Annotated in this window: 14 protein-coding genes and 1 pseudogene; 8 read left to right on the forward strand and 7 right to left on the reverse strand. The window is 63.6% G+C overall.

What is annotated here, in order from left to right:
- Positions 1-279: 279 nt before the first annotated feature.
- A complete protein-coding gene (locus NXT3_RS11060) occupies positions 280-1,065 on the forward strand; it encodes a TSUP family transporter (RefSeq protein WP_104839327.1) in 786 nt (261 codons plus the stop codon).
- 54 nt (positions 1,066-1,119) lie between these two features.
- Here NXT3_RS11060 and cobO read toward each other — a convergent pair whose 3' ends face one another.
- From cobO to cobU, 4 genes are all read right to left on the reverse strand, one after another.
- Complete coding sequence (gene cobO / locus NXT3_RS11065) at positions 1,120-1,764, reverse strand: cob(I)yrinic acid a,c-diamide adenosyltransferase (protein WP_037423672.1); 645 nt, start codon at positions 1,762-1,764, stop codon at positions 1,120-1,122.
- Between the two features lie 10 nt (positions 1,765-1,774).
- Positions 1,775-5,797, reverse strand: coding sequence for a cobaltochelatase subunit CobN (cobN, locus tag NXT3_RS11070; protein WP_104839328.1), 4,023 nt, complete (start codon positions 5,795-5,797; stop codon positions 1,775-1,777).
- Between the two features lie 225 nt (positions 5,798-6,022).
- The gene (cobW, locus tag NXT3_RS11075) at positions 6,023-7,087 is read right to left on the reverse strand and encodes a cobalamin biosynthesis protein CobW (protein WP_097538210.1); all 1,065 of its coding nucleotides are present in this window, start codon (positions 7,085-7,087) and stop codon (positions 6,023-6,025) included.
- Positions 7,088-7,090: 3 nt separating this feature from the next.
- On the reverse strand, positions 7,091-7,618 hold the full coding sequence (gene cobU, locus NXT3_RS11080) for a bifunctional adenosylcobinamide kinase/adenosylcobinamide-phosphate guanylyltransferase (protein ID WP_097524954.1): 528 nt from the start codon (positions 7,616-7,618) through the stop codon (positions 7,091-7,093).
- Between the two features lie 763 nt (positions 7,619-8,381).
- Between cobU and NXT3_RS11085 the strand changes: the two genes are divergently transcribed.
- The gene (locus NXT3_RS11085; protein WP_097524955.1) at positions 8,382-9,359 is read left to right on the forward strand and encodes a FecR family protein; all 978 of its coding nucleotides are present in this window, start codon (positions 8,382-8,384) and stop codon (positions 9,357-9,359) included.
- 53 nt (positions 9,360-9,412) lie between these two features.
- Here the strand turns inward: NXT3_RS11085 and NXT3_RS11090 are convergent, their stop codons facing one another.
- Together NXT3_RS11090 and NXT3_RS11095 are read right to left on the reverse strand one after the other, a co-directional pair.
- Positions 9,413-11,581, reverse strand: coding sequence for a CHASE2 domain-containing protein (locus NXT3_RS11090; RefSeq protein WP_104839329.1), 2,169 nt, complete (start codon positions 11,579-11,581; stop codon positions 9,413-9,415).
- A 146-nt stretch (positions 11,582-11,727) separates the two neighbouring features.
- Entirely contained in the window at positions 11,728-13,182 is a 1,455-nt protein-coding gene (locus NXT3_RS11095; RefSeq protein ID WP_104839330.1) for a cobyric acid synthase, read from the reverse strand.
- A 241-nt stretch (positions 13,183-13,423) separates the two neighbouring features.
- On the opposite strand from NXT3_RS11095, the gene NXT3_RS11100 reads away from it, so the two are divergent.
- The 4 genes and pseudogenes from NXT3_RS11100 to NXT3_RS11110 all read left to right on the forward strand — a co-directional run bounded on the left by NXT3_RS11100 (position 13,424) and on the right by NXT3_RS11110 (position 16,320).
- Positions 13,424-13,567 carry a hypothetical protein gene (locus tag NXT3_RS11100; RefSeq protein ID WP_086022791.1) on the forward strand — a complete coding sequence of 48 codons (144 nt, stop codon included), beginning with the start codon at positions 13,424-13,426 and terminating at the stop codon, positions 13,565-13,567.
- Between the two features lie 413 nt (positions 13,568-13,980).
- Entirely contained in the window at positions 13,981-14,979 is a 999-nt protein-coding gene (locus tag NXT3_RS11105; RefSeq protein WP_104839331.1) for a glycine betaine ABC transporter substrate-binding protein, read from the forward strand.
- Between the two features lie 203 nt (positions 14,980-15,182).
- Positions 15,183-15,281: pseudogene (locus NXT3_RS32360) on the forward strand (proline/glycine betaine ABC transporter permease); the annotation flags it as partial.
- Positions 15,274-16,320: a quaternary amine ABC transporter ATP-binding protein gene (locus tag NXT3_RS11110; RefSeq protein WP_037423628.1), complete on the forward strand. Its 1,047-nt coding sequence runs from the start codon at positions 15,274-15,276 to the stop codon at positions 16,318-16,320. The pseudogene NXT3_RS32360 and the gene NXT3_RS11110, both read left to right, overlap by 8 nt.
- 52 nt (positions 16,321-16,372) lie before the next feature.
- Here the strand turns inward: NXT3_RS11110 and NXT3_RS11115 are convergent, their stop codons facing one another.
- Positions 16,373-16,783 (reverse strand): tautomerase family protein, encoded by a 411-nt coding sequence (locus tag NXT3_RS11115; protein WP_037423625.1) that lies wholly within the window; start codon positions 16,781-16,783, stop codon positions 16,373-16,375.
- Between the two features lie 106 nt (positions 16,784-16,889).
- On the opposite strand from NXT3_RS11115, the gene NXT3_RS11120 reads away from it, so the two are divergent.
- The gene (locus tag NXT3_RS11120) at positions 16,890-17,753 is read left to right on the forward strand and encodes a LysR substrate-binding domain-containing protein (RefSeq protein ID WP_179864699.1); all 864 of its coding nucleotides are present in this window, start codon (positions 16,890-16,892) and stop codon (positions 17,751-17,753) included.
- A 111-nt stretch (positions 17,754-17,864) separates the two neighbouring features.
- Positions 17,865-18,881: a betaine--homocysteine S-methyltransferase gene (gene bmt / locus NXT3_RS11125; RefSeq protein WP_097524959.1), complete on the forward strand. Its 1,017-nt coding sequence runs from the start codon at positions 17,865-17,867 to the stop codon at positions 18,879-18,881.
- Positions 18,882-18,889 lie beyond the last annotated feature (8 nt).

Below are 18,889 nucleotides of genomic sequence, written 5' to 3' on the forward strand. Positions count from 1 at the left end.
TGAATGGGTCGGCCGCACCGGACGCTCTTTCGATCCGCTCGCACGGACGCCGTCGCATGATCTTCATTTCTACCGAAGGGCATCCGGGCGGTCAAACCAGATTGCGCCATCACGGCGTCGTAAACACATAACCGAGCGCCGCCGCTCCGGCGGGCGAAGACAGGGAGCTTGCAGCAGCAGAATGGCATTTTCTGCGGAAATTGCCGACGACAAGCCTTTGCTTTTCACGCCCGGCTCTGACACAAGGCGGAAGCAATTCCGTTTCGTCTCGAGCTTTCCGTGACCGACCTCGCCATCCACCTGCTGCTCTTTCTGTTCGTAGCCGCCTTCATTGCCGGCTTCATCGATTCGATCGCCGGCGGCGGCGGGATGATCACCATTCCTGCCATGCTGATCGCCGGCATTCCGCCGCTCGAATCACTCGGCACGAACAAGCTGCAATCGCTCTTCGGTTCGGGCTCCGCCAGCATCGCCTATGCGCGACACGGCCATGTGAATTTGAAGGAGCAGCTGCCGATGGCGCTGATGTCGGCCGCGGGTTCGGTGCTCGGCGCCTTGGTCGCGACAGTCGTTCCAGCCGATGCGCTGAAGGGCGTGCTGCCCTTTCTGCTGATCGCGATTGCCGTCTATTTCGGCTGCAAACCGAATATCGGCGACGTCGAAAAGCACCGCCGCCTGTCGGCTTTTCTCTTCACCCTCACCTTCGTACCGCTGATCGGCTTCTATGACGGCATTTTCGGACCGGGCACGGGCTCGTTCTTCATGGTCGGCTTTGTTTCGCTTGCCGGCTACGGCATCCTCAAGGCGACGGCCCACACGAAGTTCCTGAACTTCGGTTCCAATCTCGGCGCCTTCATCGTTTTCGTTCTCTACGGCGTCGTGCTCTGGAAGGTTGGGCTGCTGATGGGAGCGGGCCAGTTTCTCGGCGCGCAGGTCGGCTCCCGCTATGCGATGGCAAAGGGCGCGAAGATCGTCAAGCCGCTGCTCGTCATCGTCTCGATCGCGCTGGCAGTCCGGCTGCTAGCGGATCCAACGCATCCGCTCAGGATTTGGCTGGGCATCTGATCGCGCCGGCCTGCCTGTTCACGGCCGGCGCGTGAACAGGCCGGATTCGCACCGCTAGAACTCGACTCCCTTCTGCGCCTTGATGCCGGAGCGGAACGGATGCTTGACGAGTTCCATCTCCGTCACCAGATCGGCGATCTCGATGAGATCCTCCTTGGCGTTGCGGCCGGTTAGAACCACATGCGTCATGTGCGGCTTCTCCTCCTTGAGGAAGCGAACGACCTCGGCGACGTCGATATAGTCGTAGCGCAGCGCGATGTTGATCTCGTCGAGCAGCACCATGGAATTGCGCTCGTCACGGATCAGTTCCTTGGCCTTCTCCCAGGCCTTCTCGGCCATTGCCACGTCGCGGGCGCGGTCCTGCGTCTCCCAGGTGAAGCCCTCGCCCAGCGTGTAGAACTGGCAGAGGTCGCCGAAGTGCTTGTCGATCAAATCGCGCTCGCCGGTCTGCATGGCGCCCTTGATGAACTGCACGACGGCACAGGGCATGCCATGGGCGATATGGCGGAAGATCATGCCGAAGCCGGCGGTCGACTTGCCCTTGCCTTTGCCCGTATGGACGATGACCAGCCCCTTCTCGTCGGTCTTCGTCGCCATGATCTTGTCGCGCGCCGTCTTCTTCTTCGCCATCTTCATGGCGTGACGGGCTTCGTCCTTCTCGGCAACCGGTTCGCCGGTGTTTGCGGTTTCGTCGCTCATGGCATCCTCCCTATTCGTTGCCGGCGCGCGGGCGCTCAGGCTGAGCGCCCGACAGACTGTTCAGTTCAAATCGCGCCGAGTTGGAGCGCGGGTTCCAGAGACCTCGGTCGACCGCCTCCAGGAACCGCTCGGCGAGTTCGGCAAGTGCCACCGGGTTCTTGTCGCGCAGGAAATCGAGGACTTTCTCGTCGGCGATGAAGGCCTGGTAGGCCGCCTCGAAATGATGGTCGCGCACGGCCCCGGTCGTCGCGGCGAAGGCGAACATGTAATCGACAGTCGCGGCGATCTCGAAGGCGCCCTTGTAACCATGACGCATCACCCCGGCGATCCACTTCGGATTGACGACGCGGGCGCGAACCACGCGGCCGATCTCCTCCTCCAGCGAGCGGATAACCGGCTTTTCCGGACGCGAATGGTCGTTGTGGTAGATCGCGGGACGCTCTCCACTGAGATATTCCGCCGCAGCGCTCATGCCGCCCTCGAACTGGTAGTAATCGTCGCTGTCGAGCAGGTCGTGCTCGCGATTGTCCTGGTTCTGGACGACCGCCTCGATGGTCCGCAGGCGCTCCTCGAAAAGCCCGCGTTCCGCCCTGCCGTCTTCGCCGGCACCATAGGCATAGCCGCCCCAGGTGAGATACGCTGCGGCGAGATCGCCGCGCTTTTCCCAGCCTTTCTCGTCGATCAGCGCCTGTAGACCGGCGCCATAGGCGCCCGGCTTGGCACCGAACACACGATAGGAGGAGCGTCTTGCCGCCTCCATCGGCTCGACGCCCTTTTCCTCGAGGCGTCGCGCTTCGGCACGCATGCGTGCCGCGATCATGTTGTCGGCATCGTCCTCCTCCAGCGCGCCGATCGCGCGGGTCGCCTTGTCGAACAGCGCGATCTGCTCCGGGAAGGCATCGCGGAAGAAGCCCGAAATCCTGAGTGTGACGTCGACGCGCGGTCGGCCGAGCACGGCGAGCGGCACGATTTCATAGCCGGTCACCCGACGCGACGCCATGTCCCAGATCGGCTTTGCACCGATCAGCGCCAGCGCTTGGGCAATGTCGTCGCCGCCGGTGCGCATATTAGAGGTGCCCCAAGCCGTAAGCCCGAAGGAGGACGGCCATTCGCCATGGTCCTGCAGATAGCGACGGATGAGCAGTTCGGCCGATTTCTTGCCGAGTTCGTAGGCCGCCGGCGTCGGCACGGCGCGGCTGTCGACGGAATAGAAATTGCGGCCGGTCGGCAGCACGTCCGGCCGCCCGCGTGTCGGCGCGCCGGATGGGCCAGGCGCGACGAAGCGGCCGTCGAGACCGGTGAGCAGGCCGGTGATCTCGGCAGCACCCGACCGTTCTATTGAAGGCTTCAGCCGTGCCTCGATCTCGTCGAGCACGGCTTGCGTGTTGGTCCAACCGTCGGGGCAAGCGATCTCGCCCGACACCAGCTTCGTGGCGAGAAGCTCGATGCGCTCAACCGTATCGCCGGCGGTGCGCCAGGAAGCATCCGAGATGTTGGCGAGGAGATCGGGCTTTGAGCCGAGCCAGGGCGCGGAGAGAACGCAGTCGAGGGGGTCGAAACGTTGTGCGGGAATACCCCCCTCCGTCCTGCCGGACATCTCCCCCACAAGGGGGGAGATTGGCGAGGGGCGCCCGTCCGTTTCCCTGGTTCCGCCGGCGGCGATCGGGCGGTCTATTGAGGAGTTGGTTGCAAGCGCGGCAGTACTTGGGAGGGAAGAACCCGCATCCCTGCTCTCCCCCCTTGTGGGGGGGATGTCCGGCAGGACAGAGGGGGGTACTCGCCCGGCATCACCCAACCCCAGGTCCGCCGCGATCGCGCGCTGCAAGCTCTGATCGCCGCCCTCGCCCAAGCCACGTGGCACCCGGGCAAGCGCCACCGTCAGGTCGGTCAGCAGCCGCCCTTCCGGCGCCACGCCGAAGATATGCAGCCCGTCGCGGATCTGCATTTCCTTGAGGTCGCAGAGATAGGCGTCGAGCTTTTCGAGCGCCGTGTCGTCGCTGTCGCCCTTGTCGATGCCGGCGTCGTGGTCGAGGCCGATGTCGCGCACGAGATCGAGGATCTGACGACTGAGCAGACGCAGCCGTCGCGGATCGCCGCCCGCCGCTTCGTAATATTCGTCGACCAGCGCTTCGAGATCCTTGAGCGGTCCGTAGGACTCGGCGCGTGTCAGAGGCGGCGTCAGGTGATCGATGATCACCGCGCTGGTGCGGCGTTTCGCTTGCGTCCCCTCGCCCGGGTCGTTGACGATAAAGGGATAGAGATGCGGCGTCGGGCCGAAGATCGCCTCTGGGTAGCAGGTCTCGGAAAGCGCCAGCGCCTTGCCCGGCAGCCATTCGAGATTGCCGTGCTTGCCCATATGGATGATCGCGTCAGCGCCGAAGGTTTGGCGCAGATAGGCATAGAAGGCGATATAGCCGTGCGGCGGCACGAGATCCGGCGCGTGATAGGTTTCCTTCGGATCGATGTTGTAACCGCGCGCCGGCTGGATACCGACGATGACCTCGCCGAACCGGGCAAGCGGCAGGGTGAAGGCGCCGTCGAGGAAGAAAGGATCGGCCTCCGGCGTCCCCCAGCGCACGCCCACTTCCGCCTGAATCTTTTCCGGAAGAGAGGAGAAGAAGTCCTTGTAGTGATTCAAGGAAATGGTTTCGCGAATTTCCCGGCCGCGGCTTGCGGCATTCGTCGGTCCGGCCATCAGGAAGCGGATCAGCGCCTCGCCGCCTTCGGGCAGATCGCCAGTCGAATAACCTTCCGCCGCCATCGCCTTCAGCACCTCGACAGTGCCGGCGGGTGTATCGAGGCCGACGCCGTTGCCGAGACGTCCGTCCCGGTTCGGGTAGTTCGCCATGACGATTGCGACGCGCCGCGCCTGCGGCTTCGCGCGCCGCAACCTTGCCCAATTACCGGCGAGCCGGGCGGCGAAGCGCACGCGGCCGGCAAGCGGCTCATGGCCGACGATGTTTGCCTCGACAAGCGGGTCGTAGACCGATGCCGCCTTGAAGGAGACGGCGCGCGAAAGGATCCGTCCGTCCACCTCCGGCAGCGCGACATTCATACCGAGGTCGCGCGCCATCAGCCCTTGCGGCGAGGCTTCCCAGGCTTCGCGGGAGGAGCCTGAAAAAATCACCTGCAGCACCGGCGCGCCGGTGGATTCCAGCACCGTCGGCTGCCGGTCGGCGCCGGGCGCCGAGACGGCAAAGCCGGTGGCATTCATCACCACGTCCGGCGCCGCCTCGGCAAAGATCGCTTCGAGAGTACCGACCGACACCTGATCCTTGAGGCTCGACACAAAGACCGGAAGCGGGCGCATGCCCTCCTCGGTCAGCGCCTCGATCAGGGCCTCGACCGGCTTGGTCTCGCCGCTCTGCACGAGGGCACGGTAGAAGCAGATGGCAACTGTGGGACGAGCTTCCTTCTTCCCTTCGGAAGTCTGCGCTCCCCCGACATCGCCGGCGATACGCACCCACTCGTCAACCCCGATCACGCCCCTGCCCGGCCACCAGATGCCGGCTTTCAGCAGCGGCCGCGCCGGTTGCGGCTTTTCGGCGCCATCGATCAGCGCCTCGGCATAGTCGAGGAACAGGCCGGCATTGTCCGCGCCGCCTTCGTTGAAATAGGCCCAGAGACGCTCACGGTCTTCCGCTGCAACGGTCGAGAAATGCTCGAGGCCCGGGTCCGGCTTGTCGTCCCCCGGCAGCACCGCAATCTTGAACTTGCCCGCCACCGCCGCGGCATAGAGCGCCTCCAGCACGTAGCGAAAATAGCTGGCGCCGCCGAGCGGCCGGACGACGATCAGCTTCGCATGTCGCGCGGTACGTTCGACGTAGGTGTCGACCGACATCGGATGCATGAGGTTCATGAGGCTGGCGATGCGCAGGCTCTTCCCGCTCGCGCGCCGGCGATGCGCGGCGGCAATCGACGCAAGCTCGGTATCGGCCGCCGACAGGAACAGGATATCGGCCGGGCTTTGCCCGAGATCGATCGCTTCGTTGCCGTCGGCGATCGTGCCTTTCTGGGCTAGGAGGAGATGCATTGTTGCTTCCCGCTGGGCTCGTGAAGAGACCCCTCCCCAGCCCCTCCCCACAATGGGGAGGGGTTAGGTCGTGCCACACGCACTCTTTCCCCGAGTATCAGCCGTTCGTGCCATAACGCCGCCCCCCTTTGGGAACGAAAGCGCCGCCGCAAATGCCAGCCGAGCCCCTCCCCCTTGTGGGGAGGGTTTGGGGAGGGGTTCTTCTCACACGCGCTCAAAACAACCTCACGCCAGCGCCGAAATCGCCGCGCGCACGGCCGCCTCGTCCATGTCGTGCAGGCCGATGACGACGAGGCGCGTGCCGCGCGTCTCGCCGGGTGCCCAGGCACGGTCGTAATATTGATCGACCCGGCTGCCGACCGCCTGGATCAACAGACGCATTGGCTTGCCGGGTACGTCGGCAAAGCCCTTGAGGCGTAAAACGTCGTGCTCGGCGATGACGGCCTTGAGCCGGTCGATGAAGGCCGCCGGTTCGGCAATCGGGCCAAGTTCGACGACGAAGCTGTCGAATTCGTCGTGATCATGTTCCTCGCCGGCCTCATGCTCCATCTCGTGATGCGATTTGCGGTCGGCGATCTCGTCTTCCGTGCCGACGCCAAGCCCGAGCAGGATCGCGGCTGCCACCTCGCCGTTCTTGGCCTCGATCATCGCCGGCTTGCGGCTGATGCGCGAGGCGACTTCGTCACGCACGGACTTGAGGCCCGCAGCATCGATGAGATCGGTCTTGTTCAGAACGATGAGGTCGGCGGCGGTGAGTTGGTCCTCGAAGAGCTCTTCCAGCGGGCTCTCATGGTCAAGGTTGTCGTCATTGACGCGCAGCGCATCGACCTTGTCGTGATCGTCGGCAAAACGGCCGGCGGCAACGGCGGCGCTGTCGACGACGGTCACGACGCCATCGACCGTCACTTCGCTGCGGATGTCGGGCCAGTTGAAAGCGGCGACCAGCGGTTGCGGCAGCGCAAGGCCGGAGGTCTCGATGACAATATGATCCGGGCGGTTCTCTCGCTCGAGCAGCTTGGTCATGGTCGGAATGAAGTCGTCGGCGACGGTGCAGCAGATGCAGCCATTGGTGAGCTCGATGATGTCCTCTTCCGAGCAGGCTTCAGCGCCGCAGCCCTTCAGCACGTCGCCGTCGACGCCGAGATCGCCGAACTCGTTGATGATCAATGCGATCCGCTTGCCCTCGGCGTTCTGCAGCAGGTTGCGGATCATCGTCGTCTTGCCGGCGCCGAGGAAGCCGGTGATGACCGTGGCGGGGATCTTGCCCGACTGGGCCTTTGCGAGTGTCATGAATCAACCCTTCATTTTCAGCGGCAACCCAGCCGCGACGAAATAGACTTCGGCGGACTTCTCCGCGACGATTTGATGGAGGCGGCCGGCATGGTCGCGGAAGTCTCGCGCCATGCGGTTCTCCGGCACGATGCCGAGACCGACCTCATTGGAGACGATGATGACGCGCGCCTGCATGGCAGGCAGCAAGCCGGCAAGTGCCGCAAACTCGGCCGGCATGTCGCGCTCTTCCATCATCAGGTTCGTCACCCACAGCGTGAGGCAGTCGACAAGAATTACGCGCTCCGGTGCATCCAGTCGACGAAGCAGGCCGGAGAGATCGAGCGGTTCCTCGTGCGTTGCCCAGCCCTTGCCCTGCCGCGCGGCCTGGTGGCGGGCGATACGATCGCGCATTTCCTCGTCATAGGCGCGGCCGGTCGCAACATAGTGCATCCCGAGCCCCGAGGCTTCGGCGAGCTTCTCCGCGAAACTGGATTTCCCGGAGCGCGCGCCGCCGAGCACGAAGACCGGACCGGCATTGGAGAATGTCATCCGACCAGATCCCCTGCGAGGAAACTGGTGGGGACAAAGCAACTATAGCAAGCGGACGCGTGACGGGCACGCGCAGAAGACGATAAATAAGCCACGACAACCTCCGTGCTGGCATTGGGGAGGACTCCCCCGGGCGATGCCCTGATGGACGGCAGGTCTCCTGGCTCTCGGCGTCACGGGCAAGCGCTGCGCACGCGGTGCCCAGCGCTATTGGGCCCGAACGGGTCCGCCTCGCCTTCCCGGCGTCTGCTGGCTCGTGAAGGCGGACGATTCGTAGAAAGAGAGGCGTCCAGCCCGGCTGCTCACGATGCCACGCCAGTGGCTTTTCCGGCGTGCCTCCAATTCCGCGACAACTGCCCCATGCAGTTTCACCGGAAGAGGTGCGGCATGCCCGATGGCGAACCCTGACCGTTCTACAGTCGCGGGGTCGGCTGCGATAAGGGCGCCCGGTGTGGGTCCGCCCGTCACATTCCCATTTACTCTCCCGCGCCGCTTCGGTGCGGGGGAACCATCCAATGCGTTAATTATGAAGCGGATGCGTCAAAGTCAATCGACGGTCTGCGACGCGAGGTCGGCAAGTTGCGGCAGCGCGAGGTGCGTCGCCAACTCGGCGCCTTTCTCCTAATCCGAACGGGTAGGCAGACGCCCGTCCCAAGCGCGTGATAAAACGGGCATTCGAACCCGAGGCGGCTCCGATGCTTCGCCACGGTGTTCGATTATGTCCACGGCACTGAATTTGTCAGTTCAGCCTGGAGGGGGTGCGATGGCATATCTGCGTCGTGCCGCATTTGTCGCGCTGAGTGTCGCGCTTTACGGCTCCATGCCAAGCAAGGCCGCCGAACCGATTGGTCAGGCGATCCGGATCAAGACTGAGGTCAGCGGAGCGAGCGGACCACTGGTCGTCACGGACCCGGTGCACCGCGACGAGCGGATTCGGACATCCAGATCCGGCCTTGGCCAGTTCGTCTTCCGAGATGGAAGCAAGCTTGCCGTCGGTGCCGGCTCGTCGGTCGTCATCGACAAATTCGTCTTCGACGACTCGAGATCGGTGCAGAAGCTGACCGTCGCGGCGGCGAAGGGAACGTTTCGCTGGATCAGCGGCAACTCGGGGCACTCGGCCTACCAGATCCTGACACCGGCCGGAACCATCGGCGTTCGAGGCACGGTCTTCGACTTTTACGTCGGCGGAGACGGCACGACGGCAGTGGTGCTCCTGAGCGGCGCTGCCGAATTTTGCGGCCGAGGCGGCTGTCAACAGCTGACGCGGCGCTGCGACTGCGTGGTCGCCCGTCCCAATGGCGATATGACCGATACGCGACGGGTCGACCGAAGCATCCTCAGGACACTCGGCAACCAGCAGGCCTTGCCGTTCCTCTCCGGCAGGCAGCAGCTGTCGCCCGGATGGAGCGGCACCGGCTGCGGCCTTTCAGCTGAGATCCAGATCCGTCCAGATCGGGTCCGGCCGCTCGTCGCACCGCCACCCGAACCGGCTCCGCCTGTCGAGACGCCGCCCCAACCCAAGCCACCCAAACCCGACAAGCCTCACAAACCCGACAAGCCTCACAAACCCGACAAGCCTCACAAACCGGACAAGCCCCAAAAACCAGAAAAGCCGGGCAAGCCGGACAAACACGACAAGAGCTGGCACGATAAACCGAACAAGTTCGACAGGTCGGACAGGCCGCGCAACCGTGATTACTCGCACGAGCGGAGCAAGGACCGTTCGTTCGGACGACGGTGACTGTAATTGAAGTGCCGGAAAAGCGGCGCCTTTTGCATCAGTCGGCGAAGCACCTATTCGCCAGCCGCATCCTTCGCCGTCGGCTCACCAATGAAATGTTCGCCGCGCCGCGAAATCCGCCGATAGAACTCCGACAAGCCGGGCGTCAGCGCGGACGCCTTGAGCTTTGCCACGCCCAGCATGCGCCGGCTCTCGGGGGACCGTGCGCGCAAAGCGTCGACCAGCCGCCGATGAACTTCGAAGAGCTCGGCGAATTCATCCGACTCGGCCAGTCGCTCGTCGCCAACGACTCCAAAGAGCCTCGTTCGCGTGCTCTTACCCTTGAGCCCCAATGCTCCGGCCTCCAGCAGGGCGCAGCCGCCAGCCAAATTTGCCGTCGCCTCCGACACGAGGATATCGTAGCCGATCTCCTTGCAGGCGGATTCGATGCGCGCCGCCACATTGACGGTGTCCCCGACCGCCGAATAGTTGAAATGCGTCTCGGCGCCCATGTTGCCGACGCAGGCAAGGCCGGTGTGGATTCCAATGCCGATGGCAACGCTTTGCCCCGCCCCGAAACCGAAGGCATCCTTGTCATTGAGACGAGCAAGCGTTTCTCGCATCGCCAAAGCCGCGCGAACGGCCCTGCGAGGATGATCTCTGACATCGACTGGGGCGTTCCAGAAGGCCATGATCGAGTCGCCGATGAACTTGTCGAGTGTGCCCTCGTTTTCGATGACGTGTCGGCTCAGCGCATCGAGAAGCGTATTCAGGAACCCGACAACCTCGGTCGGCGCCAAACGCTCGCTGATCTCGGTGAAGTTGCGCACGTCGACGAACATGATCGTCAGCTCACGATCGTCTCCCCCGAGCCTCAGTGCGTTCTGCGTGTGCTCGACGCGATAAAGCAGCGACGGCGACAAATATTGGCCGAAGGCGCGCCGGACGACGCGACGCTCCCGGTCGGTCACCAGGAAGCGATAGGCCGTCGCGGCGAAATGCGTGACCAATCCGGAAAAGATCGGAGCAAGCGGGTCGAAGAGCAGTCCCGCGTAGAGAAACGCAGTCCAGGAGGCCGCGAGAGCCAAGCCGGTGATCAGCAACCCGCAGGCGAGCGCCACGCCGGGGCTGACGAAGGTGGTCACCATGACGAGGAGGGTGCCTGCAATGGCGATCGACAGGATCTCGAGCCCTTCGGCCCAGTCCGGGCGCGAGAGGAAGCGACCGGACAGGATCTGCTCGACGGCCTGGGCATGAAGCGAGACTCCCGGGACATTATGGCCGAGAGCCGTGGTGCGGATATCGAGCAAACCGGCAGCCGAGGTGCCGACGAAGACGATGCTGCCTTCGACGGCCGCCCTGACATCGTCGGGAGCACCCGATGCGGCAAGCACGCGCCCGGCCGATACATATCTTTCCGCCCGGTCCTCACTGACATAAAGCCAGAGCTCGCCGGCCGCCGTGACCGGCACGGCGAAATCGCCGATCTTGATCCGGGTTATCGTATCGGGCACCTCCGTCGCGCCGGCCAGCAGATAGGTGGAAGCCCCCTGTGCGACACGCAGCGCCTCGAGCGCCAAATTCGGATAGAGCTGCGCGCCGTCGCTGAGAAGGAGCGGCACCGCCCGTACGACCGCCGACGGGCTCTCGGGATTGAGGCTGATATGCCCGATGCCGGCTGCATTGGCCTCGAGCGCCGGCCGAAGCGGGGTTGCGGCAGTCAGGCGCGGCGGCGCTCCGAAAGGGCTCTCGCCGGTGAAGGCGAAGCCGGACTTTACCGGCGGCCGGTAACTCCCCGCATTCGAAAGGCCGAAACCCAGCACCACCGGCTTGCCGGCAATCGCCCCGGCAAAGATCTCGTCATTGTCCGGCAGCCGCTCCAGCAAAGCCGGATCGATCCCGCTGACGTCGCGCAGAACGGTGCGCGGCGACAGTCGATCGGGCTCGGCGAACAGGATGTCGAAGGCGATGACGGCGGCGCCCATTTCCGAAAGCCTGTCGACCAGCGCAGCCAATCGATCCCTTGGCCAAGGCCACTGGCCGAACTCGCTCAGCGACGCCTCGTCGATATCGACGACCCGCACGGGCAGGTTTTCGAAGGGCCGCGGCGCCAGGCGCTGGTATTCGTCGAAGGTGATTTCGCGGGCGAATCTCAGCAGTTGTGGATCGCTTGCCCGCAGCACCGTCAGAGCCGCGACAATTGCCAGTCCGATAAGGACGCCGACCAGCTGGGCGCGTGTCATGACCGCCGACCTTTGTGCCGGGCGGCGGCAAGACTTGTATTTTTCTGGAAAACCGGTCTGCCGCCTCGCCCGCCATGCTGCATCCTTCGCAGCGGCCATGCAATATCGACCAAAGAGATGAGTGTCACCCGCCGGCGGCACGGCAGCTAGCCGAGCAGGCCGTTAAGCCAGGCGCGGTCGAGCACGTCTTCTAGCTCCGAGGCAATCTCGTCGAGCGCGCCGTCGACCGACTGGCGATAGTTGGCGCCTCCGCCTGCAATTCCAAGGCTCTTCAGCAGTGCGGCGCGATAAGCGTCGCTACCGAAGAGCCCATGCAGATAGGTTCCCATGACGCGGCGATCCGGCGACATGGCGCCATCGGGGCGATCGTCGATCGTCACCGGGGCCCGTTCGCAATCTGCCCCGACGGTCTTGCCGAGATGGATCTCATAGCCGTCAAGCGCCACGTCATGCTCCAGCGACCAGGCACGGCTGTTGCGCACGGTCTTTTCCGGCGCCATTTCGGTTTCGACAGAAAGCAGGCCGAGCCCGGCGATATCGCGGTCGCTTCCCTCGATGCCGAGCGGATCGGTGACGCGGAGGCCGAGCATCTGATAACCGCCGCAAATGCCGATCACCCGGCCGCCGCGGCGGACGTGACGCTCGAGATCGCGGTCCCAGCCCTGCGCCCGAAAATCCTTGAGATCCGAAATCGTCGATTTCGAACCGGGGATGACGACAAGCCCCGCGTCGTCGGGGAGCGGCATGCCCGGCCGAACGAAGACGAGTTCGACCTCCGGTTCTGCCGCAAGCGGATCTAGATCATCGAAATTGGCGATGCGTGACAGGACGGGCACGGCGACTTTCAAAGCCTTGCCACCGCCGCGCGCCAGCCTCTCGAGAACGACGGAATCCTCGGCCGGCAGCCGCCCGGCGCTTTTCAGCCAGGGCACGACACCGAAACAAGGCCAGCCGGTGAAGCGGCCGATCGCCGCGATGCCATCGTCGAAAAGCCTGACGTCGCCGCGAAACTTGTTGATGAGATAACCGGTGACCATCCGCCGGTCCTCCTCCGGCAGGATTGCATGGGTGCCGACCAGCGATGCGATGACGCCGCCGCGATCGATGTCGCCGACGAGAACCACCGGGACATCGGCGCGCGTGGCGAAACCCATATTGGCGATGTCGCCGGCCCGGAGGTTGATCTCGGCCGGCGAACCGGCGCCCTCGACAACGACGAGATCGGCGCCGGCCGAGATGTGCTCGAAACTCTCCATCACGGCGCCGAGCAGCTTAGGCTTCAGGGCCTGATATTCCCTGCCCTTGGCCTGCCCCGCGACCTTGCCCTGCAGAATGATCTGACTTCCGACATCGGATTGCGGCTTCAGGAGCACCGGATTCATGTGCACCGACGAGGGCACGCGGGCGGCGAGCGACTGCAGCCACTGCGCCCGGCCGATTTCGCCGCCGTCATCGGAGACGGCCGCATTGTTCGACATGTTTTGCGGCTTGAAAGGCCTCACCTTCAGACCGCGATTGGCGGCGAGCCGGCAGAGGCCTGCCACCAATACCGATTTTCCGACATCCGAGCCGGTCCCCTGGAGCATGATCGCGTGTGTCATGCGGTCTCCGTAGCATCGAAACACTCTGCCGCAAAGTCCTGTCTCGACGCTATTTCACGGCATTTGCGCTAGCCGCGATCACGGCCCGCGTCACCCGCTCATCAAGCGTGCGACGAACATTGGAGCCCTAGTCAAAATGCGACATGCGATGCCGAGTCCAGGATCGAAAAATACCTGTCCCACGCCTATATCGCCGCCATCGCAACAACCGGGAACCGGACTCTCGAAGGCAGGAAAAACCATGCTGTTCATCTTCAGCAAGCCGAATTTTGTTCAAATCGCCTGGAACGCACAGGCGCCGCGCAGCCAATCCCGCGTACGCAACATCCCGGCCGACGCGCCATTCGGCCCGCTCGGCTTCATCCGCACGTCGAACGTCGGGTAAACGGCCTTTCGTGCTCTGACTTTGGCGACGTTCTGCGTCTTTCAAATGGACCGCATACTATCGCGGCGATCGCTCGAAGGCGCGCCTTGCCCGCAAAGTGTCGAGCTGGCCAGGGAGGCAGGTCCGGTACGCAACACCTGAACCGGACCTGCGGCAGTCGCCCGCCGCAGCAAACAATTAGCCTGACATTCTTACCGGATGGTTAGTGAGAGCTTAACCAAACATGAATTCGCACTTTTTTCGAGTTCATCGCGCGATCCTCCGTTGAAAGAGCAACCGGCGCGGCCGCGCCTTACTTAATAGCAGTGCCTCGAACGGCACTCCATTCCAGATCATTTGAAGAGGTTGATTTCTCTTCGAAAACACCTAGGCTGATTGGTCGTGGGCCGCGTAAGGGCGGGAGGCCTGGGAACATGACGAAACTCCTCGCAATCACGTTCGCCGCCGCTGGCATCTGGGTCCTGGCCGGGCCGACGCGGGCCGCCGAGTGCGGCGAGATCAGCATTGCCGAAATGAATTGGGCTTCGGCAGGCATCGCCGCCCATGTCGACAGACTTATTCTCGAGAACGGCTATGGCTGCACCGTCTCCCTGGTCGCCGGCGACACCATGCGGACCTTTGCATCGATGAACGAGAAGGCCGAGCCTGACATGGCACCGGAGCTCTGGATCCATTCCGTGCGCACCCAGCTCGAAGCGGCAGTCAAGGAAGGCCGCCTTATTCAGGCTGCCCCGATTCTCAGTGAAGGTGGCGTCGAAGGCTGGTGGATTCCAAGATTCCTCGCCAATGCCCATCCGGAGATCAAAACCGTCCAAGATGCCCTGAAGCATCCGGATCTGTTCCCCGCGTCCGACGATCCCGCCAAGGGAGCGATCCACAGTTGCCCCTCCGGCTGGAACTGTCGGATCTCGACAACCAATCTCTACAAGGCACTCGGTGCGGAGAAGGCGGGCTTCAAGCTTGTCGACCCCGCTTCGGCAGCCGAGCTTGACGGTTCCATTGCCGAAGCCTTCGAGAAGAAGACGGGTTGGCTCGGCTATTATTGGGCGCCGACGGCAATCCTCGGCAAATATGAAATGATCCGGCTCTCCTTCGGCGTCGACCACGACAGGGCGGAATGGGACTCCTGCTCGGCCGTGCCGAACTGTCCAAGTCCAAAGGTCAACTCCTATCCGGTTTCGGACGTGTTTACCGTGGTGACCAAATCCTTTGCCGAAAAGGCAGGCATCGCCATGGATTACGTGAATGCCCGCGGATGGGACAACGCGACGGTCAATAAAATTCTCGCCTGGATGGATCAGAACCGCGCGACAAACGAGGACGCCGCACGGTATTTTCTCGAACACTTTCCGGACATTTGGGCGAAATGGGTGAGCCCGGACGTCGCAGAAAAGGTGAAGGCGGCGCTTTGAGGCTGTCCTTGCTGTGGACCGAGACGGGACCTCTTGCACTCGGTCGCGCTGCGGATCGAATGTTTCGCGACGAAGCGGCCGCGCCCCGCGTCGCAAACAGCACAGCAGTGGACCTGTTCCGCTGTCACATTGCTCAAGGGGAACCTGGAAGCGGTTGCGCCCGTGCACGCGCCCAAAGAAGCGCAACGGCGGAACGCAGCTCCAGCGGTGTTGCACTAATCGGCAGCGCCATCATTTTCGATCGTGCAAGCCAAGCCTTCGGTAGGTGGCTGCAGAAGCATTCGGAGGTAGTTTATGGCTAGTCGCGCAATCGAGGTGAAGAACCTCTACAAGATCTTCGGTCCGCGCGGGCACGAATATATCGATCCTGTCAAGAACGGCATGAGCAAGGCCGAGCTCAACGAGAAATACGGTCATGTTCTCGGTTTGCAGGACATCAACATCTCGATGCCCGGCGGCTGCATAACGGTGGTTATGGGCCTTTCCGGTTCCGGCAAATCGACGCTCATCCGCCACATCAACCGGCTGATCGACCCGACCGCCGGTGAAGTGCTCTATGACGGCGTCGACGTCTGCAAGATGAACCAGAACGACCTTCGCCAGTTCCGTCGCCACAAGACAGCAATGGTGTTCCAGAAGTTCGCGCTGCTTCCACACCGCACGGTGCTCGAAAACACCGTTTACGGCCTGGAAATTCAGGGTATCGATCAGCGCGAGAGCGAGAAGCGGGCGCTTGGCTGGATCGACCGCGTAGGCCTCAAGGGCTTCGAGAAGCACTATCCGAACCAGCTTTCGGGCGGCATGCAGCAGCGCGTCGGACTGGCCCGGGCACTGACCAACGACGCCGAGATTCTGCTGATGGACGAGGCCTATTCGGCGCTCGACCCGCTGATCCGCGTGGACATGCAGACGGTGCTTCTCGAATTGCAAAAGGAATTGAAGAAGACCGTGGTGTTCATCACGCACGATCTCGACGAGGCCCTGCGCCTCGGCGACAAGATCGCCATCCTGCGCGACGGCCGTGTGGTGCAGCAGGGAACCGGCCAGGAAATCGTGCTTGCGCCGGCGGACGATTACATCACCGCCTTCGTCAAGGAGGTAAACCGCGGCCGGGTCGTTCATGTCGAGACGATCATGCGGCCGCTGTCCGGCAATCCGGAGGGCCTCGCGATCGCGGCAGATACGGTCCTCGAGGCGGCCGCCCGCACAATGACGAGTGCGCATATCAACACCGCCCACGTCGTCGACGCCAATGGCCGCCCGATCGGGGCCATCGACCTGCATACGATCATCGGTGCCATGGTGACGCCGACAAGTCACGGCGACCGAAAGGCGGCATGAGCGCCTTCACCGGCTTAGAGGGGCGACCGAGGCGGTTGCCCCTCTCCCACTTCTAAGCGGCTGGCTGCAAATTGCCGCTGATGAAGCGAAACTCCTGAGTCTTGCCGCCAAAGCCGTAAGCTGCGGCCGCTACCTCGTGAACAAGCACGTAGCTTTCGGGATGAATCGTTCCGAGCAGGCCCTCGAACCCGGCATAGACTGCCTCGATATAGCTTGCGAGCTCCTGTTTCGTATTGGTGCCGTCGACAACCTTGATATCGAGCCAGAAACTCGAGGTCTGCTGTGATGCGATCGACCTCCCCCCGGCAAACCAATGGTGCGGATCGATATAGCTGATCGTAACGGCCGTCACGGTCGGATCCTTGCGCAGGTGCAGGCGCGTCAATTCGCTGACGGATGCCGCGATCTGCGCGGAGAGGCTTGAGTTCGGCGAAGCCGCAACGGCGATGCTGATGATCGGCATGAGAGTTCCTTTCTCGGGATGAATGCGGTGACGAAGTAAGCCTGTCATCATCATTGCATCCATAAAATCGAATTGTGCGGCATCTACAATTCTGTATTATTGAACCATGAGGATGATCGACCCGGAACTCTTGCGCACTTTTCTTGCCTTCGCGGAGGGCGGTTCGCTCGCCCGGGCCGCGGACGTCGTCAGCCGTTCGCCGTCGGCCGTGACGGCGCAGATGCAGCGGCTGGAAGCGCTGGTCGGCGAGGCGCTTCTCGCACCGGCCGGGCGCGGACGCTCCTTGACACCTGTGGGTGAGGAATTCGTCGGTCATGCCCGTCGCATCCTCGACGCCCATCGTGACGCATGGTTGAGCCTCAAGGGCGCTCGCGCCGACGGCCGCGTGGCGATCGGGAGCACCCAGGATTTTGCAGACACGGCGCTTCCGGATCTGCTCGGCCGCTTCGCCCGCTCGCATTCGCGGGTTCGCCTCGACCTTCGGATCGGCCGCACGAAGGAACTGGCGGCCGCATACGAGCAAGGCCAGATCGACATCGTCCTGGCGATGCGGCAAGGGCCTTCGGCAGACGAACTGCTTGTCTTGCGCGATCCGATGATCTGGTTGTGTGCCGAGAGGGGCCTGACTTTGCCCGACGCCGATCTCCCCATAGCTGTACTCGACCCGCCCTGCGGCTTCCGCGCTGCCGCGATTGCCGCGCTCGAGGCGATCAACCGCCCCTTCCGCTTGGCCGCAACGAGCCCGAGTCTTTCGGGTCTGCGGGCCGCGGTCCTCAGCGGCATCGCAGTGACGGCGCGCACCGATCGTTTCCTGGGCACCGGGATAACGGCCGCCCCGAAGCACCTCGATCTGCCGCCGCTGCCCGACTCGGAATTCAGCCTGCGCCTGCGCCCCAACGCAGAACCCGCCTCGACCGACCTCGCCCGTCTTCTGGCGGATGAACTGCCGCGGCTTTCGGCGGGCGCGTAGTCGCCAATGGTCAGCCGCGAGGTTCGATACACATTTAGCTTGCTTCCTCATGCGCAAACACATAAAGATATGTTTATATCTTGCTACAAGCCATTCAGCCGGGAAACGCCGATGTCGATCGCAGCCAGTGCCCTTTCCGACCTCCTCGCCCAGAAGGGCGTTCTGCTTGCCGACGGCGCGACCGGGACGTCGCTCTTCGCCATGGGTCTCGAGGCCGGCGAAGCGCCGGAACTCTGGAACGAGACCAGGCCGGAAAACATCACCAAGCTGCATCAGGATTTCGTCGAGGCCGGCGCCGACATCATCCTGACCAATTCCTTCGGCGGCACGCGCCACCGGCTGAAGCTCCACCAGGCGGAAGACCGGGTGCATGCGCTCAACAAGCGCGCCGCCGAGATCGCCCGTGCCGTCGCCGACAAGGCGCCGCGCAAGGTCATCACCGCCGGCTCCGTCGGCCCGACCGGCGAGTTGCTGGTGCCGCTCGGCGCCCTCTCCTATGAGGACGCGGTCGCAGCTTTTGTCGAGCAGATCGAGGGCCTCAAGGCCGGCGGCGCGGAAGTCGCCTGGATCGAGACGATGTCCTCGCCGGACGAGATCCGGGCAGCCGCCGAGGCCGCCACCAAGGTCGGCCTGCCCTTCGTCTACACCGGTTCCTTCGATACTGCCGGCAAGACGATGATGGGCCTGCACCCTAAGGACCTTCACACGGTCGCGGCAGACATCGGCGAAGGCCCGGTCGCGGTCGGCGCCAATTGCGGCGTCGGCGCATCCGACATTCTGTCCTCGCTCCTCGACATGACCGCCGCCAATCCCCAGGGCACCGTCGTCGTCAAGGGCAATTGCGGCATTCCCGAGTTCCGCGGATCGGAGATCCACTATTCCGGCACACCGCCGCTGATGGCCGAATATGCGCGCCTGGCCGTCGATGCCGGCGCCAAGATCATCGGCGGCTGCTGCGGCACGTCCTGCAATCACCTCGCCGCGATGCGTCTTGCCCTCGACAATCACACCAGGGGCGAGCGCCCGACGCTTGAGGTCATCGTCGAAAAGATCGGCCCCTTGCGCAACAAGACGGCCAATGAGGGCGCCGCCTCCCCGGTGCGCGAACGGAGAAGTCGCCGCGCATAGCCTGCCCC

Source organism: Sinorhizobium fredii (genome assembly GCF_002944405.1).
In the GTDB taxonomy this organism is placed as follows: domain Bacteria; phylum Pseudomonadota; class Alphaproteobacteria; order Rhizobiales; family Rhizobiaceae; genus Sinorhizobium; species Sinorhizobium fredii_C.